Below are 22062 nucleotides of genomic sequence, written 5' to 3' on the forward strand. Positions count from 1 at the left end.
GCCACATGTCCATCAAGTTAAAAGTAAAGAATACCCCCAGAACGAAGATTTTGTGCAAATTACTCATTTTCATCGTTTTGGGGGTACTCTATTTTGTTAGCTTGATAGGTATGCATAAGTCCCCCCTGTTTTCGTAAAATAGCAAAATAATAGATGTTTTAATTATATCATGTATGTTTATTTTCAGGTATATCATATATGATGGAATCAAATAAGTAATATGTATGATGAAAAATCAAGTTGGTTATATATAGATGTTGATTAATCTATCAATATTGTTTTTTTTGACAGTCTTCGAATTTAGCTAAATCGATGTAACTTAAAATGAAAGAAGGAACACTGAACTTTCACTAAAGGAGGAATGAAACGTGGAACGCTTATGGACGAAGTCGTTTATTCTTATGACCGTAGGGATATTTTTCCTATTCACTGCATTTTATATGCTGTATCCAACGCTGCCACTGTTTATTAAGGAGATAGGTGGCAACGAATCGCAGGTAGGTCTGGCGATGGGGGCGTTTATGCTGTCTTCCGTTATTTTTCGTCCGTTTGTCGGAGGGATGTTGGACCGGTTTGGTAGGCGTCCATTTATCGTCTGGGGACTACTATTCTTCTCTGTATCAATGTACATGTACAATTGGATTGGCGGAATCGTTGTTTTAATGGTCCTCAGAATATTGCACGGGATGACCTGGGCAGTTTCCACAACCGCCATCAGCACCGCTGTTACGGATTTGATTCCGTCTACCCGCCGCGGAGAAGGTATGGGGTGGTCTGGAATGGCTATGACTCTAGCTATGGCAATCGGTCCGATGTTCGGTCTATGGGTTACACAGAACCTCTCGTACCATTCTCTATTTTTATTTGCAGTCGTCCTCTCTGCCGCAGCGCTGTTCTTAACGTTCGGTGCAAAAATGACTTTTAAGCCTCAAACGGATGCAAGGAAAATTGAACTTTTTGAAAAATCGGTCTTGCCCGTTACGGCATCAGTCTTTTTGCTGTTTATCGCTTATGGCGGCATTACCAGTTTTGTACCGCTATTTGCCGACTCGATCAAGGTCAATTCCGGTACATTCTTTCTGGTTTATGCAGCCACACTTGTCCTAATCCGTCCCATTGCGGGAAAACTTTCAGATCGGTACGGTGAGACGTTTGTCATTATACCTGCACTAGTGATTACGATTTCGGCTTTGATGGTCTTGAGTTTCTCGACCAATTTGTTCGGCGTAATCATTTCGGCGGTTATGTTCGGTATTGGTTTCGGTTCCGCGCAACCTGCTCTTCAATCGGCAACGATACGTCTTGTCAGTCCTGAACGTACAGGTGTAGCCAATGCTTCTTTTTCGACTGGTGCCGACCTCGGCATCGGGCTAGGTGCGATCATGCTAGGCTGGGTTTCCCAGTACACGAGTTACCAGGTATTGTTCACGGTCAGCGCCGTGTCAGTCGCGTTTTCCTTGTTGATATTCACTTTTTTTGTGAAACGTTTGTTGAAAAACAAAGAGTTTCGCTCTCTGAACACTGAATCTCTTTCCTCCAAAACAAGTTAACGTAGCTTCATCTGCTTTAAACTCTAACGAATATAAAATAGATCTATTAGTGGTCCTGACGCATGCCCATCAAGACAAGGAAAAATCCTATCCTCAAAACAAGAAAAACGCTATTCTTTTCGTAGAATCATTGAAAAGGATGGCGTTTTTTTATGGATGTTTCACTGTCAAGAGAACTACGATTTTTCTCAAAAGAATTACATCGTTATTTATCACCTCAAATCCTTCAAAGACTTGCGAAAGATGTAGGCTTTGTCCGCCGAACAAGTAAATACACTGGACAAGATCTCGTGTCACTGTGTGTATGGCTCAGTCAAGAAGTTGCATCTGCCCCTCTCAACCAACTATGCAGCACATTAGGGGCTGTGACAGATGTACTTATTAGTCCACAAGGACTGAACGAACGATTTAACCCTGCTGCTGTCCAACTCTTGCACGATATTCTCACTGAATTGCTTCAAGGGAAGATTGCGACCCAGCCCGCTATTTCCGGTGTTCATACGGAACATTTTCGTCGCATTCGTATACTAGATTCTACTGTATTTCAATTACCCGATATATTTGAAGACAAGTATGCAGGTGCAGGTGGAAGTGCTCATAAAGCTGGCGTGAAAATTCAGTTTGAATGTGACTTATTAAGCGGAAATGTACTTCATCTTCATGTAGGAGAAGGAAAAGAAAATGATCAAGTATATGGTTCGCATTGCATAGATTCCTTGGAGAAAGATGACGTTCGTATTGGAGACCTCGGTTATTTCTCGCTAGAGGACTTCCGACATATTGCTGAAAAAGAAGCATACTTTCTCTCCAGACTGAAGCTCAATACTCGAATTTATTATAAAAATCCCAATCCTGAGAAGTTCCGCAATGGAACAGTGAAGAAACATACTGAATTTATTCAAATTGATATAGAACAGTTTTTAGAAACGCTACAACCTGGAGAAACAATTGAACTGCCAGAGGTTTATATCGGTATGTATGAGAAGCTTCCCGCGCGAGTGATTCTGTATCGGCTGACGAAACAACAAATGCAAAACCGGGAAAAGGATATGGCAAAGAGGGAGAAGAAAAAGGGAATCATTTATAAAGAAAAAAGCAAACGGCTCAGTGCAATCAATCTCTACTGTACGAATATTCCTGCGGAATATGTAGAAATGAACCAAATTCATGACTTTTACTCCCTGCGCTGGCAAATAGAAATTCTATTTAAAACATGGAAATCCCTTTTTGCCATTCATGCATGTAAAAAAGTGAAGATAGAGCGGCTGGAGTGCCATATCTATGGGCAACTCATCCGCATTCTCATCTGCTCCTCAACCATGTTTCGAATGCGGGAGTTACTCCTGCGAAAACGAAAAAAGGAGCTGAGTGAATACAAAGCGATCTATATGATACAAGACTATCTGCCGCTTCTGTATCAAGCTATTCAACAGGGTGTTCAGCAATTAACAAGCATACTTCTTCGTCTGTACAAGCTCTTGGAGAAAAACGGGCGAAAATCCCACCGGTATGAGAAGAAAACCATTTTTGATATTCTGGGTGTTGTATACGAGCGAAGAAGGAAAATGAAAACAGCTGCATAAGCAAAAAAACGCCCAAATTGGACGCTTATTTGTCATGCCTATTTTTAAGAAAAAGAAGCACAAGGCTTATACAGCAGCTAATGATATGGCTAGTTGTGCTGGTTGTAGTTACATAACTAATGCTTAGCTTGATAGGCATGGGGTACCGCCAACATAACGCGGAAAACGTACGCTAAGGAATATTTGTTGATCATCCACCTGTTCGAAGAAAATAAAGTCTTAGACTGGAGTTGTTGATTTGACGCTCACTCTTTTACTCCATGAACGAGCGTTCGTTCGAGGCATCGTATTTTAGAATGTCCATTCTCATCCTGTTTCCCCACTTTTTTAAAAACGGCATCGACTCATGTCTTTCAACATGGGCCGTCAGCGATTCTTGATCTTGCCACCGCTGGACAGTCAGCATGCGTCCGGCGCGCGCATCTTCCAAAGTAAAGGCATAAAAGAGGCATCCATTTTCAGCTCTCGTGCTGGAAACGACGGCCTGAACGTCTGTAGTAAACTCATTCACATCACACGGATTTACGTGAACGTAACCCATGAGTATAATCATTGTTGTTCATCCTTTTTTTTCTGAATTTAATTAGCAAATTTTTTCAAAGTCATTCGCGGTCCTCGCTAGTGGAACACCGCAAAGTTTTGCGACGTTCCACTAGGGGTGCGATAATCATTCGAGCTGTCGTCCTTACATAACCATAAGCACGATCTTGCCTTGAATGTGCCCACGGGCGGCTCGTTCGTGCGCCCTGCGAGCATCGGCAAGTGGAAACGTGCTGTCGATGGCGACGCGAACCGTCCCGGCATCGAGCAAGCGCCCTAATTCCGCTAGCTGCGGGCCGTTTGAGCGTACTTGGGTCATCGATACCGTGACGCCCAGCTTTGCGGCCTCCTCGGCGTCGGAGAAGCCTATGAACACTGGGAACAAAGCGCCGCCACGCTTGAGCGTACGCAAGAAACGACCGGTTGTTGGACCGCCAAGGGTATCGAGGACGAGATCAACGTCATGGGCGATGTCTTCGGGAGGGCTCTTGGTGTAGTCGATGAATTCGTCGGCACCGAGTTCTCGCAGGAACGACTCATGCTTGCCCGATGCCACCGCGATGACATGCGCACCCTTCCATTTAGCCAGTTGCACCGCTAAGTGCCCCACGCCGCCCGCGGCACCATTGACGAGTACCGTCTTGCCGTTGAGCGGCAGCGGGCGATGCGACTCCGGTTGAAACGGATTCGCTTCATTGTGCCCCAACTCGATCAGGAACTGCCATCCGGTGAGACCTGCCATCGGTGCACCTGCGGCGTGCACGTGATCGATGCCAGCCGGTTTGAGTGCAAGATCCGACGCTGGCGCGGCGACGTACTCGGCATAAGCAGCGCTCTCCCCCATGCTAGGAAAGCGAACCATGCCGAAAACTTCATCGCCGATTGAGAAGCCTTGCACATCCGTGGCTACCGCCTCGACGACGCCCGACATGTCCGACCCCAGAATGAAGGGAAAGGACACCGCCGGTTGCCATTCAGGAGGAAGATCCTTATACCCCTCGCGCAGGTACCAGTCGGGGGGGTTGATGCCAACCGCGTGAACACGGACAAGCACCTCACCCGGTTTCAGTTCGGGAAGCGGGGCCTCCTCGTAACGCAGTACCTCAGGGCCGCCGAATTTGTGCAGCCGAATCGCCTTCATTGTGTTTGTAGACATCGCTTTCTCCTTTCACACAAATGTGTTATCCTTATTTAGAGCAGTGCTCCACTTAAAAGGAACACTGTTCCGCTTATTATTATACGGAGCACCGCTCCGGTTGTCAAGGAGGAATCAGATGCGAGCTGATGCGAAGAAAAACTATGAGCACATACTCGCAGTCGCGAGCGTCGTTATAACCGAGCACGGCGTCGATGCATCGCTGCGCGATATCGCTCGCCGAGCTGGTGTCGGGCTCGGCACACTGTATCGTCATTTCCCGACGAGAGAGGCGCTGCTCGAAGCTTTGCTCCGCGCAAGCTTCGACGAGTTTACGACAAAGGCACGTGAGCTCGAAACTGCGAGTTCACCCGATGATGCACTCGTGTCGTGGCTACGCGACGTCGTTGCATTCACGGGCAACTATCAAGGTGTTGTGGACACGATGATGGCAGCCAAGGAGGATCCTGAGTCCGCACTCCACGCTTCATGCGTCACGATGCGCACGGCAGGCACGCGACTTCTCGCTCGCGCTCAGGCTGAGGGGTTGGCACGTACCGACATGGATGGTGATGACCTGTTCTCGCTAGCTGCTGCGCTTGCGTGGCTCAGTAACCAACCCTCGTCCGCGTCACGAGCTGAGCATCTCTTCAGTATTATCGCGAGCGCGATCTTGACGAATAAAGCGAGAAGAAGGATATAAGGTTCTTTCTATTTGGTGGGACTAAAAAAGGGATAGCATAGACTATCCCTTAATACATTCTTAAATCAACATTAAACTTTAACATAGCTTTTATTAAATAAAGGATTAATCCTTTGTTAAACAAGCGCTACCCGTTACTTTAAGTGCATTCTTTCACATTCTATTTCCTAGTTTTCTTACATTGAATCAACAATTTAAATACTTCACCGTGGAATAGGCACTTAAATCAGTAACAGAGACCTAACAGGAATCATAATTTGTTGAAGAGAGTGCACGCATACAAGATGGTTCCAATTACACAAAACTGACTAATTACCCTCGTTCAGCTCTCTATTCAGGTGTAGGACTAACCTGATTATTAAATACAAAGGGGAGGAAAAATGCAGAATCTTCAAAACGAACTACAAATGTTAGGAATGGATAATTTTCAAGTGGGTGAGTTAATTCCTTTTGATCCAAACCTCAATGATCCGCGTCAATTTGGCGGTATGCGTTGTGGTGGCGGCATGATGTGCGGTGGCGGTATGCGTTGTGGTGGCGGCATGATGTGCGGTGGCGGTATGCGATGTGGTGGCATGCGTTGCGGTGGTGGTATGCGTTGCGGCGGCATGCGTTGCGGCGGCATGCGTTGTTTTAGTTGTTTTAGTTGTTTTGGTTGTTTTGGTTGTTTTAGTTGTTTTAGCTGTTCCAACTGTTGGAACGGTTGGAACGATTGGAACGGTTAGTAATTCTCAAAAAAAATGGCTATCCTTTGTAAACAAAGTGCCCTTGCAAGATTTGCCGCTCGGGTACTTCTTTATGGTTTATCATATTGGACAAAAAATAGTACAAAATATAGCGCACAATCGTAACGATTAGGCATTCGTTCTTTCACTAACCTGCCATATAGTTTAAGTACATTCCTTCACAATCCACATTTTAATTTGGATATAGAAAAAAGGAAGAAGTGTTTTACCTCTTCCTGTTCTTGTTATGGTTTTGTCTACTTTATCTCAAAATCAGTCCGATATACATAAATCCATTTTAAGAAATATCCTTTAATTCCGCTGTTAATCGTAGGAATTCTTCTTTATTTCTATCTTGTAATGATTGGTCGATTTCTTTTTGGATTTGCTCCTTTCGAAAATCACGAAGAGCTTTGTCTAATACCATTTTAGCATATACAGAATCCAGGACTTCTACTTCAGATTGTTTTGATACACTAAGTAAATTATTTTCCATCAAGAAATCAACTCCTTGTCCTTTTTTCTATTATACCGTATTTTTTCTGAATATTCTAATATCATTTTTTGTATTTGTAAGAGTAAGAGAAACAAGAATTCGTTGCAAAATTCAACTTTATGAACTTTTTAAAGTAGGGGTAGTGCCGCATAGCCATCAAGCTAAAATTTTTATAGCATCCCAAAACGATAAAATGACCTTCTTGTAACAAAAACGAACGTTTTTGTTACGATGGATTTATGAACAGCTCCAGTCTAGCAAAATCGCATAAAGAGCGTAACAAAAATACGTAACAATTCATTTTTTCAAACTGTCGTTATATTTGCACCAGAGCCAAATAAAAACACTCCTCAGCTCCCCACTAGGTTAGAGGGGTGTTATTTATTTGTTCCTTTTAATGTCTTTTATGAATTAAAACAAGGCAAAAAACATAAAATGAGTAGAAACAGAACTTATGTTCCTTTATAATTAAGAACGAACGTTCTAAGAAGGTGATCATATGTATAACTACTCCATAATGCCAAAACGTCTCATACTTTGTGTGGATTTAAAATCATTTTATGCAAGCTGTTCAGCCTTGAGTTTAGGTTTAGATCCTCTCAAACATAAATTAGCGGTAGTTGGCAATACAGAGAGAGAGGGATCAATTGTTCTTGCAGCCACACCTCCATTAAAAGATCTCGGAATTAAGCAAGGATCTCGATTATATGAGGTTCCAAGGAGAAAGGACATACATATTGTTAATCCTTCAATGGCTCATTATATAAAGGTATCTAATCACATTTCTTCAATATTGTTGCGATATGTTCCTATTGAAGATTTTCACGCTTATAGCATAGATGAGGCACTAATTGATGTGACTCACTCCCTACACTTATTCGCAAAATCACCAGCTGAATTAGCTACAAAAATTATTGAAAGCATAAAGAGGGAAACTGGTATTTCCTCCTGTGTTGGAATTGGACCAAATTTATTACTTGCAAAGTTAGCTTTAGATAATGAGGCAAAGCGTATTTTTTCTGGAATTGCTTATTGGAACTATGATGATGTCCCTACAAAACTTTGGCCAATAACACCGCTAAGCAAGATGTGGGGAATTGGTCCTCAATTAGAACGAAAGCTGAATATGATGGGGATATTTTCAGTAGGAGGACTAGCACAGCATCCTGTGCGCATGTTAGAAAAAAGATTTGGTGTTATGGGTAGGGAGCTGTGGGAGCATGCTCATGGTATAGATTTTAGTCGAATTTCAGAGCAATACCAGCCACAATCGGTTTCAATCGGAAAAGGCCAAACTTTATTGCGCGATTACACAAACTTAAAAGAAATTGAAGTCCTCATTTTAGAACAATTAGAAGAGGTATGTTTTCGGCTTCGCAACGCAAATAAATGTTGCCGAACTATTCAATTGAAAATTGGCTATTCAAGACAAGTGGGTGGAGGGTTTAATAAGGCTTTCACTTTAGAATCTCCAACAAACTTAACTATGGATTTATATAAGGTTTGTGTGCGTTTATTAGCTGAAAATTATAGCGGTGATCCGATAAGAATCATCCATGTCACCGTCACAAATTTGGTGGATGAAAACAATATGCAGCTGTCGTTGTTTAGAGACGAAGAACAGATACAACGAGAGATAATCCTATCAAAAACAATGGATGCAATAAGAAAAAAATATGGAAAAAACAGCTTATTACGCGCATCGAGCTATTTACCAGACGCTACCGGTAGAAAACGAAACAATTTTATAGGGGGACATATGAGTTAAAAGGAGGCTATCATTTTGGCACATCGAGGAATGATCAAATGGAAGGCGTTTGCAGCAATGCCAGAACAGTTTGCAGGCTTAAACGATTTATTTATGGAACAGCAGAAGATAGTTGAACCCTATATAGACGAGCAAACACTAGAGCAATTCAACTATATAATATGTGGTGCATTAGAGCATAATCAAGCTGTAGAACTTGTTTATTATAAATCTGGAAACAACCTATTAGTAGAAGGAAAAATTCATCATTGGAATGAAGTTCAACAGAAGATACACTTTATTGATTTTCAACAAAACGTGCATTACATACCTTCAGAAGCAATTGTTACTATAAGCATACTCGATAATGAACGGAGTTAGGTGTATTCTAACTCCGTTAAAATGATACCTAATGCTTGTCTTCCATTCGTTCCCATTCTTCTCTATCATTTATCACTTTTACAATCTCATCTTCAACCTTTATATCTATCATATAATTTTTCCTCTTCCTCATTTTTAAATATCCAATGTATACACCAGTAATAGTTCGGTCTCCTCTAAATTTCCATACCGCGCTATTCCTCGACTTAGATATTATCTGAACTAATATTAGGTTTACACAATAAATAATGATCAGGATTCAATGTATCTAGGATTATACAAAAAATACTCTCCAGCTCATCAATCTGGAGAGTATTCGTGTTCACATAATCAAGCTCCCCAGGATAACCTCCTTATTGACAGAAATAAAACATTTCTTTCATAAAATATTAGCTATTTGCACATCATATGTTCAAGACCCCTACAGGAGGTGATACATAATGGCTCGAAACAGAAATCAGCTAACTGTCCCTGGTGCAGAATCAGCATTAGACCAAATGAAGTGGGAAATCGCTACCGAGTTTGGTGTTCAACTTGGACCAGATTCTACTTCTCGCGCAAACGGTTCTGTGGGTGGAGAAATCACAAAACGGCTTGTAGCAATGGCTGAACAGCAACTTGGTGGATTCCGCCACTAATGCGTACACAAAAGCCTTCCATGTAAATAACAAACAGGCATGGTTCTCTTTTCTCCTAGATACCATGCCTATTTTATTCATATAATTAATGTTATTGAAAATTAATAAATATAACTTATTTAACATTAGGTTTGAAAATGATAGATTATTTTTTTCTCACAACATATGTGATTGCATTTGTTTTTAATAAAACAGGCTTTTCATTTCGAATCATTTTATATTCGAGCATTTTTACTATAGAGGTAGTGACAGGGTAGCTGTCACTACCTCTTTAAATGACTTACATAAAAAAGAGCCTTCCTTGATGAAAATAGAGGGCTCTTCTCTTGGTCAAACTATTCATCTTGATTCACTGCTTCTTTAAGCGCTTTTCCTGGTTTAAATGCCGGCACTTTGCTTGCTGCAATCTCAATTTCCTCACCTGTGTGAGGGTTACGTCCTCTGCGTGCTGCTCGGTCACGTACTTCAAAGTTGCCAAATCCAACTAACTGAACAGTATCTCCGGTTTTTAATGCGCTGAAAATTGTATCAAATACCGTATCTACTGCTTTAGTTGCGTCTTTCTTTGTGAGTTCAGCTTGCTCAGCTACATTGTTAATAAGATCTGTCTTGTTCATATCAAGTCCTCCAAAGTTATGTATAGATGCATGACTTACTATACTTTTTCTATGTTTTTCCACTCAAACCTCTTCTTTTATCTTTCTTAGAGAAAAAGTAATCCTTCTTTCTGTTGTTTTATGTTCTTTCCGAGTCAGGTTTACATAATCTCCGTTAGAGGAAGTAAATTGAGCCTATTTAACAATAACACCTAATAGTGAAAAAAAAAGACCTCGTTCTGAGATCATGTATCTGTTGAAAAAGCTGATTCTTTTTTTGTTTCTTGAACCTTTTGGGTACTAAGTACAAAGCTAATGACTGATGCAATGCTACAAACATATGGAAGGAAAGTGTATCCCCAATTAGATATGACATAACCACCAATCATTGAACCAATGGTAATACCAATATACAGAGCTGTATTATTCCAAGCCATAACAATTCCCCGTTCTTCTGGATATTCGACTGCTAATCGTGCTTGGTATGATGTAAATCCTGCATACCCAACCAAGGCCCATATAAACAGAAAGAAATAAATCCAATCTCCAGATGAGAAGAATACCCCTAAACAAACGAGTATTAAAGTCAAGAAAACTAGCGTAACCTTTGAAATCTCCCTTTCTCCAAACCTATCTGTTAATTGTCCACTTGTAAGACTTCCTAAAACAGCACCGACACCATAAAAAGTAACAGCTAATGCAATTTCTGATGATGAGAATCTATTTTCAGAATAAAGAGCCGCACCTAAGTAAACATAAAGGGTATACATTGAAATCGCCCAAATGATGGTAACACTTACCGAACCAAGTATCCTTAGCAGATTTCCTTCTAATAGATTTCTTGTTAAATCACTTTTAGGAATAGATTCCCATGTTTTGAAATTCACTACCATCAATACAGCCCCTATCATCGCCATTACAACAAATACTGAACGCCAACCAAGAAAATGCTCTAATAACGTACCGAATGGCACTCCTGCCCAAAGAGCCGTTAAATGTCCTGAAACAACAATCGAAAGCCATGTCCCTCTCCGACTTGGTGGCGCAGTATCTCCAATGATTGCGTATATCAAAGGAGTAATTGAAGCAACGGATAAACCAGCTAAAACACGGCTAACAATTAACCAGAAAAAAGAAGGAACAGAAGCAGTTAGTACGTTAGAAATAGCGAACAACAATAAGCCAAACGTAATAAATGTTCTCCGTCCATTTTTATCTGAAAGCCACCCAAAGAAAGGAGCGGAAAAAGCATATGTAACCGCAAAAACAGTTACCATCCATCCAGTCATCGCTGAACTAACATTATACGCTTCCGAAATGAACGGTAGTAACGGAGATATCACAAATAAGTCAGTACCCATTAGAAACAAAGTTATCCAACCTACACTTAAACTTACTCTCCCTCGCAACTCCATTACATCCCCCATTTACAATTATTTTTACATGTATATTCTCTAGGGGACATAAAAAGGACTTTACGTAAGTTTTATAGTTTTTTTATTATTTTGTTATACTGCCCGTTAGTCGAATAAGAAAAAGATTGCCGCATGCTACTTTCCTTATCTACTCTTCATGTGTTTTGATATGAAAAAGGTCTAATAGGAACATCAGTAGTGGTATCCCCAACAACATTCCCCAAATCCCCAAGAAATGCTCCGAAATGATAAGGGTTAAAAAAGCAAGAAAGATGGGAAGCTTGGTTTCGTGTGCCATTAATCGCGGATTGAGTACATAACTCTCCATGGCGTGAAGAACTAAAATCATCACCACGACGGCAAGAACCTTCGGAACGCCCCCTAGAGTGAACCCGATAATGGCAAGCGGAATAAACGAAATGATAGCTCCCACCACGGGAATGAGACCGAACAGAAACATCATAAACCCTAGACCAATCACCTGATGGAACCCTAAAATGGCAAGGGAAATGGTGGACAACGCCGCATTGATAAAAGATATTAAGATTTGTATTTGAAGCACTTTTCCAAAGGTATTGGCAAAATTGATGCCCAAGTATTTGTAGTACGAATAGAGAAAACTCACATTACTGGTTTCCAGTTTGTTACAAAAACGCTCGATTTCCCTTTTCCCGAGCAACAAGAAAAAGCTCAACAGGAAAGCCATGACCACTTGTATACTCACTTCACTCACATGTGGGATTGCGTGAAAAATGGTTGTCACCGTATCTTTCGTATACGCTTCGATATTTAATCCTTTTAGAAAGGATTCGACCCGTGGATTCAATTGATTGGTGTATTTGTCAACATTAAGCGTAGTGAGTTTGTGGGAGATTCCCACTAATTCTTTTGCGGAACGATTGATGTAGGTCGCCAATCCAAAAACGATGAAAAATACTATGATGGCATACATTCCCACCGTCATGACTTTCTCCTTAATCGGTATGATGTTTGAAAGGGCTCGGTACAGAAACTTTTGTAGACTGTTCAACAAATACGAAAAGATAAACGTCAATAAGAACAGATTGAGCAATCCTCGGATGCTCCACAAAAGGATAACCAACAAAATTAAGGCAAGTACCTTTTTTACTCCTTCTTCCTGAAAAAAACGTTTCAATGTGTCCATTTAACTCCTCTTTCCTAAACGGTTTATAGCTCTCTACTGTTATAATCCTTTTTCCAAAGTTTCATTCCTTGGAAAAGTTGTTATTTCCATTGTTGCTTAATAGGGTTCTGGTGCAAAAATCATTCGTTAGAAACATAGAGTGTGAGTTTCCTTTAAATTGCTAACTTATGAAGCTAATCCAAACAATTTATGGATGAATTCTTTTTGATTTTGGGCAGACTTCACCCCCTGATGAACCTACTTCTTTTTCATCATATGCATGGCTTCTATGCCACTCAGTATGTAAGTAGCTGTACGAAATGATTTCAATCCTAACATCGAACGAACTCGCTTTTTTATAAAACGATGATCCTGTTCTACGATATTATTGAGATATTTCACTTGTCTCATTTGGATGCCTTCAGGCATATGTTTCTCTTCTTTTAACTCTTGAATCGCTACAGGATAAGCTGGTTTTTTATCCACTGTTATGACGCGAGGTTTACAAACATGAGAAGTAGCCAAGGCTTTCTTGAAAAAGCGCTTGGCTGCTTGTTTATCTCTTGATTCACTTAGATAAAAATCAATGGTATTCCCTTCTGAATCAACTGCACGATATAAGTACATCCATTGACCTTTTACTTTGATATACGTTTCATCGACTCTCCAGGAATCATTTGTTGGCTTAAGATGACATCGTACTCTTTCATCTAATTCCGGTCCATATTGATAAACCCAACGCATAATCGTTATATGAGCCATGGATAAGCCACGCTCCTCCATCATTTCCACCAAATCACGAAAACTTAAGTTGTACCGTAGGTACCATCTCACTGTTAACAAAAGAATGTCAGGCTGATAATGTTTCCATTTGAATAAATGTTGGGTTTCCATACTGATCATGCCCCTTTTTTTAGAGTAATAGTATCAGCATGTCCAAAATTTAGAGATTACTTGCAAGTGTTTTGAGGCTTTTGTACCAGAACCAACTAATGCTATAAAACAAGGTTGATGTAATGGCCCTTCTTATCATATTCTGTTTCGCCTCCTTGCAGATATCTCCTAGATTATTATAACGTATTCGATGTAATGTATCTTTACAATTAAAGAGGATGAGTTTTATAATCATGTTAACTTAAATCGAAAGAAGGTTAACATAATGAGATTGAAAAAAATGGTCTATGTTTCTATGTTTGCAACAATTATGGGAGCACTAGGGGTTGTTCCACCAATCTTTTTAGGGGTTTCTCCCGTGCCGATTACCTTACAAACGTTAGGTGTTATGTTATCAGGAAGTGTGTTAGGAGCGCGTTTAGGTCCGAAATATGCGGCTTTTAGCCAAATCCTATTTTTATTATTAGTGATGACAGGTTTACCTCTACTATCCGGAGGACGGGGAGGAATCGGTGTATTTTTCAGTCCATCAGGAGGGTATCTTATGGGCTGGGTCGTAGGTGCTTATATGATTGGATATTTATCTTATCGTATGAAAAACGTATCATTTGTTAAGGTTTTGCTTGTTAATATTTTTGGTGGTATTCTTGTTGTTTATTTATTAGGTATCCCGATTCAGGCCTTTATGATGAATATTCCTATTGCAAAAACTGTTATTCTTAGCCTAGTGTATCTTCCGGGTGATTTTATGAAAGTGATTTTTGCTTCCTTACTTGCTGTTAAGTTGCAAAAATCTATCCCAATTTCAGAAAAACTGGAGGCCTAAATGAGAATTACCAGCACTTATAGAACATATGCTCAAATAAATAACAATCGGCCTGCCATCGTAACAGATAAAGAAATAGTTCCATATAGTGAATGGTATGATTTAGTGCAGCGAACAGCGGCCTCTTTTCATAAAGAAACTGCGATTTATAAAAGAGTTTCCTTATTCTTGCCAAATGGACGCTTGTTTTTACAGCTATTTGCTGGAGCGAGTGAAGCTGGCTGGGCTAGTATGGTCGGTGATATAAGGTGGAAAGGGCAGGAAATAGAGGAACGGCTTCAACAAATTACTCCTGATCTTATCATTGCTGATGAAAAGATGAAGGGATATTTTCATCAGCACTCAATAAAAACCATTTTTTCAGATGAGATTGAGGAATGGCTATGTTCCACCAGTGATTTTCAAGGAGATGACGGTAATGCTCCTTTTTACATTGGTTTTACCTCTGGTTCAACAGGAAAGCCAAAAGCATTCATACGCTCCCATTCTTCATGGGTAGAAAGTTTTCGATGTAATCAAATAGATCTCGGGATGACGGAGAAAGAACATGTGTTAATTCCCGGTTCATTTATAAATTCTACCTTTTTATATGGAGCTTTAAGTACCTTATTTTTAGGGGGCACGATTTACGTGCTGACAAAGTTTTCGCCAGCGCGTTTGATGGATTTCCTACACGACTATCCGATTTCTAGAGTGTATGTAGTCCCTACAATGATTCAAGGGCTATTAAATGAAGGACATTATAATGAACAATCAGTTTCCTTTATATCTACAGGGGCGAAATGGCTGCCAAGCGTGAAGACCAAAATGCGCCTTCAATTTCCAAACGCTAATTTTTATGAGTTTTACGGATCGTCCGAGCTCAGTTTTGTTACTGTTTTAAAAAATAACGAACAAATCCAATATGCGGATTCAGTTGGAAGAGTATTTCATAATGTTAAAATTAGTATTCGCAATGAAAAAGGAGAAGAAGTAGGTGTTGGAGAAGAGGGAGTTTTATATGTAAAAAGCAAAATGCTTTTTGATGGATATTTAAATAATGAGAAAGAAACAAAAAAAGTATTACAGGGAGATTGGGCGACAGTCTATGATATAGCTGAAATAGATGAAGAAGGTTATGTATACATTCTTGGCAGGCAAAATGATATGATTATTTATGGCGGAATGAACATTTACCCTCAAGAAATAGAACAGGTGTTAATAAAATATGAGGGAGTCGAAGAAGCGATTGTTTTGGGAGTCAAGGATGAATATTGGGGAGAGAAAGTGGCTGCTTTCATTAAAGGAAATGTGTCCTTACCCTCCCTAAAAAATTATTGTCTTCAGAATCTATCTTCTTATAAAATTCCACGAGTTTGGAGAGAAGTGGAAAATTTCCCCCACACAGCGGGAGGGAAGATTTCACGTCAAGAAGTAAGAAAATGGTTTGAGAAGGGGGAGTTAGAATGACGAGAGCAGTCATCGTCAAAGCAAAGAGAACCGTAATAGGAAAAAAAGGCGGCATCTTAAAACAGTATCCCCCCGAACAATTAGCAGCTTTTGTTATTAGAGACATTGTTCAAGATCTGACTGAACAGGTTGATGAAGTTATTTTTGGAAATGCGGTGGGGCCTGGAGGTAATATTGCAAGATTATCCGGATTGGAGAGCGGTCTGTCTCATACTGTACCTGGTATGACAATCGACAGGCAATGCGGCTCTGGATTAGAAGCAATTCGCCTTGCTTGTTATCTGATTCAAGGCGGAGCAGGGCAAATATATATTGCGGGTGGTGTTGAAAGTACCAGTCAATCTCCGTACGATAAACGGGCGCGTTTTTCACCGGAACAGATTGGAGACCCTGATATGGGCGTTGCTGCAGAACATGTAGCTGAAAAATACGGGATTACACGGCAGATGCAGGATGATTATGCTCTGCTAAGTTATCAACGGGCCATTCATTCATTAAAAAATGACTACTATTCTGATGAACTCGTTAAAATTGCTGATATTCCCTTGCAAGATGAAAGTTTAAATCCAAAGCTTAATTATGAGAGAATGTTACGTCGATTGTCTCCTTGTTTTAAGGAAAGTGGGACGGTAACGTTGGGAAACTGTTGTGGAATTAATGATGGGGCATCGGCAGTTCTTGTCATGTGTGAGGAAAAGGCCAAGGAATTAGGATACCAACCAATCATGCGGTTTGTCGATAGTGTAGTATCAGGAGTGAACCCAAACTATCCAGCCATTGGTCCTATTCCTGCCGTTTCCCAATTATTATCTAGGCATTCTTTATCGATTCGGGATATCGATCTGTTTGAATTAAATGAAGCCTTTGCTTCAAAAGTAGTTGCATGTGCCAGTGAGCTTTCAATTCCTTATGAAAAATTAAACATAGAAGGTGGCGCTATTGCCTTAGGTCATCCCTATGGGGCATCAGGAGCTATTTTGGTAACAAGATTATTTTATGAAGTACAGCGTTACAAAGCGAACTACACTATTTCTGCGATAGGGATTGGCGGGGGAATTGGAATTGCTGTTTTATGGGAGAGTATGATATGAAAACAGATGTGACTTTAGTTACGATAACAGAGGAAATGGTCCGAAACTATGAAACTATTTTTGGAAAACAAAACAGGTTACCGCCAATCTTTCCGATGATCTTTTATCGTTATATCAAGGTTCCATGGGACTACAAGAGCGCGCCAATTCACAGGAAACAGACCTGTGTTTGTACCAAGGAACTTTCCATTGGGGAAAGCTATCGCTGTGTAGTCACACTTGATCACGAAACACAAAAAGGAAAGTATACGCTTTACACCCAATCTCTCGTAGGATATAACTTGGAAGGAAGCGAGTGTTTTCGATGTGTGTCCGAATTAGTCGTACGTTTACCATAACGGAAGAAAAAATTGAGCAGTATGCGTTTCTCTCAGGAGACTTCAATCGAATTCACCTGGATCAAGAGGAAGCAGAACGTTTCGGATTTAAAGCACCGATTGCCCATGGAATGTTAACAATGGGTCTTACATTGGATATCGCTTCTTCTTTTATCGAAAAAGAGAGGAAGGTTTCCACGTATGAGATGCAATTTCTAAAACCAATATTTATGAACGATACAATTCATATATCTGCGGAAATGAAGCAGGAAAATGAGTCTACCTATCTTGTCATCGTAGGTAGAAATGGAAAGGAAGTCGTAGTTAGGGGACAATTAAAATTGGAGGAAGCAGCATCGTAATTGTACTAAAAGGAGAATCAATTAGATTCTTCTTTTTGTTTCGTTTCAAAAGGTATACCTTTTGGCACGCACAAACATTCTGTAAAACTACATACCTTGCACAGTCCCTAAAGGTAGGAAATACACTTTAGAAACGTCCCAACAAACATATATACCTTTAGGCACTTTTCTTGCTATGCTACTGGTATAAAAAGGATAGAAGTTGTTAAAATTGATAAAACCGTGTTCCAATAAAAAGGAACACGGTCTTTTTTTGTTCAATATAAACTAATGTGTAACAGGAACAAATGTTGTCATACTTTTATTATCAATACATACATGGCTTTGGAGGAAAACGTAAATAAATATAGAATATGAATTAATGATAATAACCAAAAATTTGAAGGCAATGATACCTTAAAAAGTACAACCTCGGTCCCTTCCAAGGTTGTACTTTTTTTATTTTAGGAGTTGTTGATAAAATGTACATAATTTTAAGGAGAAAAACGAGAAATAGGAAAATTGGGTAAAAAATAATTCACCAAATTAAAGAGGAGGCCAGAGAAATGTTTAAAGACTATTCAACATTAAATGCTATTGTAAATAAATTTTCACAATTACAGGAGGTAGAAGCAATACTACTTGCGGGTTCCCATACAACCAACATTCAAGATGAAAACTCTGATTATGACCTATATATCTACTCCAACAAAGAAATTCCCATCGTAAAAAGAGAAGAAATCACAAGGGAATTTTGTGATTATATAGAGATTAATAATCAATTTTGGGAGACAGAAGATGATGGAATCATAAGAGATGGAAATATCCCAATCGAAATTATATACCGAGATTTTGATTGGATTGATGTACAACTTGAGAGAATACTATTTAAATACCAAGCAGATGTTGGATATACAACTTGTTTTTGGAGTAATTTCATAACATCCGTTATACTTTACGATAAACATGAAAAAGCTAGAAAACTTCAACAAAAATACAATATAAAATATCCCGAAGCATTAAAGTTAAATATTATAAGGAAAAATTATCCTTTATTAAGAGAACAGATGCCTGCTTATTATTTTCAAATAGAAAAAGCACTTAAGAGAAACGATTATATAAGTGTTAACCATAGAATAGCCGCTTTATTAGCAAGCTATTTTGATATTTTGTTTGCGATAAATGAAATGCCACATCCTGGAGAAAAACAATTAGTAAAAATATTAACAGAGAGGGCGACTAAACTCCCTTTCAATATGGAAGAAAATTTAAATGATTTACTGAGTAGCATCTCTAATTTTGATGAAAGAATCTTGGTTGAAATAAATAAGTTGATTGATAACTTAGACAATTTAATTCAGGTGCAAAAACTTCAATTAACTGGTAAGTAATATCTAAGTTCTTACAAGATATTTGAAAGAAGAGTGGGATATGAACCTGAAAGAATTTATTAGGAGTTATTAGTGAACTTCTGACGTATATATCCTACTACACACAATAGAACTCATAAACTACAAATAGTGAGAAGATGTATGTAAGTGTCATCTTGCCTTAAGCCATATGACCCCTATAACTGTCTAGAATAAACATAGCTACTGCACAAATATAGACCCAGTCCCAACGTTCTTGTAACTAGGAGCAAAGTAAGCATCTCTAATAGCGAAACAACAAGCAAATTTAGGCATATCACAAAGGGTTTTAGATAAATATTGTTACACAGGAATTATGTGACAGTATTTTGTTACACCATATTTAGCGTGTTTTGCATGAAAATAAAGCAAGATTGGATTTGTACCTAAATAGACCGTTTTTGTTACTGTAAAATTAGCAACTTCCCATACAAATTATGCCTGATTGCCCATTATAACTTGGCATTCTCCAAAGATACTTTTCCCCTGATCGCACCGACGCCGATACTGGACTTACAGCATAAGGTAAGATTCCGAAAGAAGTCCACTTATTTTTTCAAACTTTCATTGTATTTACACCAGAACCCCAAAAGTTAATAGAGGCATTCCGACAAGCAGACACGCCACGCGATTTATTGGCAGCGCTGGCATATATACTATCAAATTCAAACTAAATTGGAGACTTTCAGAATGCGAGAAGGATTTTTTAATTTCATTGAGGAACAAATTGAAAGGGAGAAGCAAGCAAAGCCAAGCATTAAGTCTTCCCCTCTGCATCTGCTTATGTACGGTTACGGGCAATCAAAGACTGATAAAGCGCGACATATTAGGGATAACTCCTCTGATTTGTTGGAAATGTTGAAGCAAGATAATCTAGACCGAAAGCAAACTGCGCTTGATTTGTTGAAAGCTGGCTATGATGAGGTTTGATAAGGGGGAGAAGGACATGAAGTATGATATTAATAGCTATTTAGATAAAATCTCTAAAGTTGAACAAGGCTATGAGAATCGCACAAAAGAATTGACCCAAGAGGAAGCAAAGACGCGCGGCAAGCTTGAAGAATTAAAGACAGCCATGACCGATTCCCTAAGCGCGGAAGCCCTCGAAATGCCAATTGAAACATCTTTTTCAAGCCTCGAAAAACAGCATGTTAGCTTCAAAGACCGTTTAGTCAAGATTGCTAGCTTTATTCCTATTATTCAGGAGGCAAAAGCAGCAGCTTTAGAGCAGAAGGTTCAGGAATTAGGCACTTACTACCGTGAAACCATCCAGCCGCAAATGAAACTGGATTCCCAAGAAATTGAACATGAATTAAAGGTACGAAAAGCCGCATACATGAGTGCTGTCCGTGATTTGCATATACTTATGCAGGAACAAGAACGTGTACATAATTACGTTGTTGGAGCCTTTCACCGTGCGGGAATCGCTCAGAAAGCACCGCAACCAGCAGGAACAGCCGTTCAGATTAAATTCAAAAATGGGTATGCTCCTGTTAATGATTTAAGTGGTATTACGAAACGTGAAATTAAAGAAGTCGAGCAAACCGGTAATCTTGATCCATTGTTGGAACAGCTCTTAAAGTAATACCACAAGCAAGGCCCGCTCTTTAATAGCTTATGTCACGGCTGCTTTCCCACTGTGTACGGCTTCACTCACCGTCAAATAATAGGGGAATCAGCCACAAAAAAACAAATAAAAAAGCCTGTCCATAATCCGGAAAGCTTTTCGAGATAACCTATTCATCTAGTAGAAAAGACTATATAAGCCCAGCCCTACCTAGTACCAGCCCCACCTACGCTAATACCTTTGGCAGCCACGCGCGCCACCCGACCCATTTACAGAGTAGCATTTTAATTACAGATTTTATATTTTCACGTAAGAAAACATGACATAGTTTTCAATAATCCTACATACAACTGTGAGAAAATTTTACTATCCATTCATAAAAAAGAGAGCTGCATTTCTGCAAGCTCCCCCGCCGATTTACTTTAAATATTTAGCATACTTCTTCCTTTCGCACTCTTTTAGCAATTCATTTAATGCCGAAAGGTGTTTCTCGTCCCGTTCTACCATGTACATATAACTCTCAGCAATCACAACGCCTTCACGGTCTGTTCTATCTTGGAATTCTGCATACCCCCTCTTTGCATCCTTCAGGCGCTTCTCAAACAGGCTTTGCGCGGCGTACAGTGCATCAATGTGTCTTTCGGCGATTTTAAATTCCATTTCTGTCATATCCCCTTTATTTGAGCTTATTTCAGAAAAAAGAGCGCTGTTTCCAGCGCCATTTTATGTATAAGCTATTTTCATTCTGTTGGAATTTCATGACCATCCCCGTTAGTATCAAACATATAAAAAGGTGCATTCTCCCAACCAACCCTGAATGTAACCGAAACTTGACCGAAATCTTTAACAAGATCATCTCTCACATTTTTCATAATTTTGTACATTTCATCCGTTTGACCAGCCTTTTCCATTTTATCGACTTGAAGTATACCGAGAATCACCATAACCTTTTTAACTTGCGAAAGAGATGTTGAATCAGGCTTTATGCTAATCACAATGTCATATTTAGATCCGTATTTTCTATTGTATTCATCAATAATAGCGCTATCGTCTTGAGGTGCCGGAAACGTTGCTGCCGGTTCGGTAACCTCTTGAGTGCTATCCTCTGTTTTAACTTCCTCTTTTTTGTCTATCATCAAAATGCCGACTACACTTATTAAAGCGATAATAAATACAACATTAATAATAACTAACCATGGAATCCACTTACTTTTCATTTCTTATCCCCCTATGAAAGCCCTTTATCTCAATGACTTTCGATATCCAGCATCTTGCGCTTCCTCTTCGGTACAAAACATTTCTTCCGCATTGGTCACATCATAAAATTGTTGATCTGGCATGTGATAAATCTTTTCCCCTGTATTTTGACTCACATTACCTTTAATATCACAATCCTCAGACACATCTTCATAGACATCTTCATAGACATCTTCAGAAATAACTTTTCTAATTGCATAACACAAAAGCCTATCGGATCTACACCGAAGGCTTTTCTTTTTTCACCTGGGATATGCA

23 protein-coding genes and 4 pseudogenes are annotated in these 22062 nt (G+C 39.5%); 16 read left to right on the forward strand and 11 right to left on the reverse strand.

Annotated features, from left to right (window positions below; translation table 11 throughout):
• Positions 1-368 precede the first annotated feature (368 nt).
• Both AAHB12_RS28750 and AAHB12_RS28755 read left to right on the forward strand, forming a co-directional pair.
• A complete protein-coding gene (locus AAHB12_RS28750) occupies positions 369-1550 on the forward strand; it encodes an MFS transporter (protein WP_342048562.1) in 1182 nt (393 codons plus the stop codon).
• Positions 1551-1702: 152 nt separating this feature from the next.
• Positions 1703-3133, forward strand: coding sequence for an IS4 family transposase (locus AAHB12_RS28755; RefSeq protein WP_342048563.1), 1431 nt, complete (start codon positions 1703-1705; stop codon positions 3131-3133).
• A 253-nt stretch (positions 3134-3386) separates the two neighbouring features.
• Here AAHB12_RS28755 and AAHB12_RS28760 read toward each other — a convergent pair whose 3' ends face one another.
• Together AAHB12_RS28760 and AAHB12_RS28765 are read right to left on the reverse strand one after the other, a co-directional pair.
• Positions 3387-3686 carry a putative quinol monooxygenase gene (locus AAHB12_RS28760; protein ID WP_342048564.1) on the reverse strand — a complete coding sequence of 100 codons (300 nt, stop codon included), beginning with the start codon at positions 3684-3686 and terminating at the stop codon, positions 3387-3389.
• 132 nt (positions 3687-3818) lie between these two features.
• Positions 3819-4829, reverse strand: a complete 1011-nt coding sequence (locus tag AAHB12_RS28765; RefSeq protein WP_144556035.1) for an NADP-dependent oxidoreductase — start codon at positions 4827-4829, stop codon at positions 3819-3821.
• 118 nt (positions 4830-4947) lie between these two features.
• Here AAHB12_RS28765 and AAHB12_RS28770 point away from each other — a divergent pair, with 118 nt between their 5' ends.
• The 3 genes and pseudogenes from AAHB12_RS28770 to AAHB12_RS28775 all read left to right on the forward strand — a co-directional run bounded on the left by AAHB12_RS28770 (position 4948) and on the right by AAHB12_RS28775 (position 6369).
• Positions 4948-5511 (forward strand): TetR/AcrR family transcriptional regulator, encoded by a 564-nt coding sequence (locus AAHB12_RS28770; protein ID WP_342048565.1) that lies wholly within the window; start codon positions 4948-4950, stop codon positions 5509-5511.
• 416 nt (positions 5512-5927) lie between these two features.
• Positions 5928-6038, forward strand: a pseudogene (locus tag AAHB12_RS32000) (hypothetical protein); the annotation flags it as partial.
• A gap of 25 nt (positions 6039-6063) precedes the next feature.
• On the forward strand, positions 6064-6369 hold the full coding sequence (locus tag AAHB12_RS28775; protein ID WP_342048566.1) for a hypothetical protein: 306 nt from the start codon (positions 6064-6066) through the stop codon (positions 6367-6369).
• A gap of 165 nt (positions 6370-6534) precedes the next feature.
• On the opposite strand, the gene AAHB12_RS28780 is transcribed toward AAHB12_RS28775, so the two are convergent.
• Positions 6535-6732 (reverse strand): IDEAL domain-containing protein, encoded by a 198-nt coding sequence (locus AAHB12_RS28780; RefSeq protein ID WP_342048582.1) that lies wholly within the window; start codon positions 6730-6732, stop codon positions 6535-6537.
• 499 nt (positions 6733-7231) lie between these two features.
• On the opposite strand from AAHB12_RS28780, the gene AAHB12_RS28785 reads away from it, so the two are divergent.
• The 3 genes from AAHB12_RS28785 (at position 7232) to AAHB12_RS28795 (ending at position 9498) form a co-directional block, all read left to right on the forward strand.
• Entirely contained in the window at positions 7232-8500 is a 1269-nt protein-coding gene (locus tag AAHB12_RS28785; RefSeq protein WP_342048567.1) for a Y-family DNA polymerase, read from the forward strand.
• Positions 8501-8515: 15 nt separating this feature from the next.
• Positions 8516-8860: a YolD-like family protein gene (locus tag AAHB12_RS28790; protein ID WP_342048568.1), complete on the forward strand. Its 345-nt coding sequence runs from the start codon at positions 8516-8518 to the stop codon at positions 8858-8860.
• Positions 8861-9300: 440 nt separating this feature from the next.
• The gene (locus tag AAHB12_RS28795; RefSeq protein ID WP_342048569.1) at positions 9301-9498 is read left to right on the forward strand and encodes an alpha/beta-type small acid-soluble spore protein; all 198 of its coding nucleotides are present in this window, start codon (positions 9301-9303) and stop codon (positions 9496-9498) included.
• A 145-nt stretch (positions 9499-9643) separates the two neighbouring features.
• Here AAHB12_RS28795 and AAHB12_RS32005 read toward each other — a convergent pair.
• The 5 genes and pseudogenes from AAHB12_RS32005 to AAHB12_RS28815 all read right to left on the reverse strand — a co-directional run.
• Positions 9644-9742: pseudogene (locus AAHB12_RS32005) on the reverse strand (cytochrome P450); the annotation flags it as partial.
• Positions 9743-9833: 91 nt separating this feature from the next.
• On the reverse strand, positions 9834-10139 hold the full coding sequence (locus AAHB12_RS28800) for an HU family DNA-binding protein (protein ID WP_342048583.1): 306 nt from the start codon (positions 10137-10139) through the stop codon (positions 9834-9836).
• Positions 10140-10339: 200 nt separating this feature from the next.
• The gene (locus tag AAHB12_RS28805) at positions 10340-11509 is read right to left on the reverse strand and encodes an MFS transporter (protein ID WP_342048570.1); all 1170 of its coding nucleotides are present in this window, start codon (positions 11507-11509) and stop codon (positions 10340-10342) included.
• 148 nt (positions 11510-11657) lie between these two features.
• Positions 11658-12674 carry an AI-2E family transporter gene (locus AAHB12_RS28810; protein WP_342048571.1) on the reverse strand — a complete coding sequence of 339 codons (1017 nt, stop codon included), beginning with the start codon at positions 12672-12674 and terminating at the stop codon, positions 11658-11660.
• 165 nt (positions 12675-12839) lie between these two features.
• A pseudogene (locus AAHB12_RS28815) lies at positions 12840-13547 on the reverse strand (IS6 family transposase).
• Positions 13548-13812: 265 nt separating this feature from the next.
• Between AAHB12_RS28815 and AAHB12_RS28820 the strand changes: the two are divergent.
• From AAHB12_RS28820 to AAHB12_RS28855, 8 genes are all read left to right on the forward strand, one after another.
• On the forward strand, positions 13813-14373 hold the full coding sequence (locus AAHB12_RS28820; protein ID WP_342048572.1) for a biotin transporter BioY: 561 nt from the start codon (positions 13813-13815) through the stop codon (positions 14371-14373).
• On the forward strand, positions 14374-15822 hold the full coding sequence (locus AAHB12_RS28825) for an AMP-binding protein (protein WP_342048573.1): 1449 nt from the start codon (positions 14374-14376) through the stop codon (positions 15820-15822).
• A complete protein-coding gene (locus tag AAHB12_RS28830; protein ID WP_342048574.1) occupies positions 15819-16913 on the forward strand; it encodes an acetyl-CoA C-acyltransferase in 1095 nt (364 codons plus the stop codon). The genes AAHB12_RS28825 and AAHB12_RS28830 overlap by 4 nt, the downstream gene beginning before the upstream one ends.
• Positions 16910-17251, forward strand: coding sequence for a hypothetical protein (locus tag AAHB12_RS28835; protein WP_342048575.1), 342 nt, complete (start codon positions 16910-16912; stop codon positions 17249-17251). The genes AAHB12_RS28830 and AAHB12_RS28835 overlap by 4 nt, the downstream gene beginning before the upstream one ends.
• Positions 17218-17592, forward strand: a complete 375-nt coding sequence (locus tag AAHB12_RS28840; RefSeq protein ID WP_342048576.1) for a MaoC family dehydratase — start codon at positions 17218-17220, stop codon at positions 17590-17592. Before AAHB12_RS28835 ends, AAHB12_RS28840 begins: the two co-directional genes overlap by 34 nt.
• Before the next feature lie 545 nt (positions 17593-18137).
• Positions 18138-18962, forward strand: a complete 825-nt coding sequence (locus AAHB12_RS28845; protein ID WP_342048577.1) for a DUF4037 domain-containing protein — start codon at positions 18138-18140, stop codon at positions 18960-18962.
• A gap of 708 nt (positions 18963-19670) precedes the next feature.
• On the forward strand, positions 19671-19910 hold the full coding sequence (locus AAHB12_RS28850) for a hypothetical protein (protein ID WP_342048578.1): 240 nt from the start codon (positions 19671-19673) through the stop codon (positions 19908-19910).
• A 16-nt stretch (positions 19911-19926) separates the two neighbouring features.
• Positions 19927-20565: a hypothetical protein gene (locus AAHB12_RS28855; protein ID WP_342048579.1), complete on the forward strand. Its 639-nt coding sequence runs from the start codon at positions 19927-19929 to the stop codon at positions 20563-20565.
• 399 nt (positions 20566-20964) lie between these two features.
• Here the strand turns inward: AAHB12_RS28855 and AAHB12_RS28860 are convergent, their stop codons facing one another.
• The 3 genes and pseudogenes from AAHB12_RS28860 to AAHB12_RS32010 all read right to left on the reverse strand — a co-directional run.
• Positions 20965-21207 carry a hypothetical protein gene (locus tag AAHB12_RS28860; RefSeq protein WP_342048580.1) on the reverse strand — a complete coding sequence of 81 codons (243 nt, stop codon included), beginning with the start codon at positions 21205-21207 and terminating at the stop codon, positions 20965-20967.
• A gap of 80 nt (positions 21208-21287) precedes the next feature.
• Positions 21288-21764, reverse strand: coding sequence for a hypothetical protein (locus AAHB12_RS28865; RefSeq protein ID WP_342048581.1), 477 nt, complete (start codon positions 21762-21764; stop codon positions 21288-21290).
• Positions 21765-21788: 24 nt separating this feature from the next.
• Positions 21789-21938, reverse strand: a pseudogene (locus AAHB12_RS32010) (sunset domain-containing protein); the annotation flags it as partial.
• Positions 21939-22062 lie beyond the last annotated feature (124 nt).

It is taken from the genome of Bacillus sp. OTU530 (assembly GCF_038440375.1).

Coding starts and splice junctions, on each gene's coding strand:
- AAHB12_RS28765 (WP_144556035.1), bottom strand. CDS start 4,829: ATGTCTACAAACACAATGAAGGCGATTCGGCTGCACAAATTCGGCGGC.
- AAHB12_RS28760 (WP_342048564.1), bottom strand. CDS start 3,686: ATGATTATACTCATGGGTTACGTTCACGTAAATCCGTGTGATGTGAAT.
- AAHB12_RS28855 (WP_342048579.1), top strand. CDS start 19,927: ATGAAGTATGATATTAATAGCTATTTAGATAAAATCTCTAAAGTTGAA.
- AAHB12_RS28840 (WP_342048576.1), top strand. CDS start 17,218: ATGTGTGTCCGAATTAGTCGTACGTTTACCATAACGGAAGAAAAAATT.
- AAHB12_RS28845 (WP_342048577.1), top strand. CDS start 18,138: ATGTTTAAAGACTATTCAACATTAAATGCTATTGTAAATAAATTTTCA.
- AAHB12_RS28850 (WP_342048578.1), top strand. CDS start 19,671: ATGCGAGAAGGATTTTTTAATTTCATTGAGGAACAAATTGAAAGGGAG.
- AAHB12_RS28810 (WP_342048571.1), bottom strand. CDS start 12,674: ATGGACACATTGAAACGTTTTTTTCAGGAAGAAGGAGTAAAAAAGGTA.
- AAHB12_RS28780 (WP_342048582.1), bottom strand. CDS start 6,732: ATGGAAAATAATTTACTTAGTGTATCAAAACAATCTGAAGTAGAAGTC.
- AAHB12_RS28795 (WP_342048569.1), top strand. CDS start 9,301: ATGGCTCGAAACAGAAATCAGCTAACTGTCCCTGGTGCAGAATCAGCA.
- AAHB12_RS28755 (WP_342048563.1), top strand. CDS start 1,703: ATGGATGTTTCACTGTCAAGAGAACTACGATTTTTCTCAAAAGAATTA.
- AAHB12_RS28830 (WP_342048574.1), top strand. CDS start 15,819: ATGACGAGAGCAGTCATCGTCAAAGCAAAGAGAACCGTAATAGGAAAA.
- AAHB12_RS28785 (WP_342048567.1), top strand. CDS start 7,232: ATGTATAACTACTCCATAATGCCAAAACGTCTCATACTTTGTGTGGAT.
- AAHB12_RS28805 (WP_342048570.1), bottom strand. CDS start 11,509: ATGGAGTTGCGAGGGAGAGTAAGTTTAAGTGTAGGTTGGATAACTTTG.
- AAHB12_RS28825 (WP_342048573.1), top strand. CDS start 14,374: ATGAGAATTACCAGCACTTATAGAACATATGCTCAAATAAATAACAAT.
- AAHB12_RS28770 (WP_342048565.1), top strand. CDS start 4,948: ATGCGAGCTGATGCGAAGAAAAACTATGAGCACATACTCGCAGTCGCG.
- AAHB12_RS28865 (WP_342048581.1), bottom strand. CDS start 21,764: ATGAAAAGTAAGTGGATTCCATGGTTAGTTATTATTAATGTTGTATTT.
- AAHB12_RS28835 (WP_342048575.1), top strand. CDS start 16,910: ATGAAAACAGATGTGACTTTAGTTACGATAACAGAGGAAATGGTCCGA.
- AAHB12_RS28820 (WP_342048572.1), top strand. CDS start 13,813: ATGAGATTGAAAAAAATGGTCTATGTTTCTATGTTTGCAACAATTATG.
- AAHB12_RS28860 (WP_342048580.1), bottom strand. CDS start 21,207: ATGGAATTTAAAATCGCCGAAAGACACATTGATGCACTGTACGCCGCG.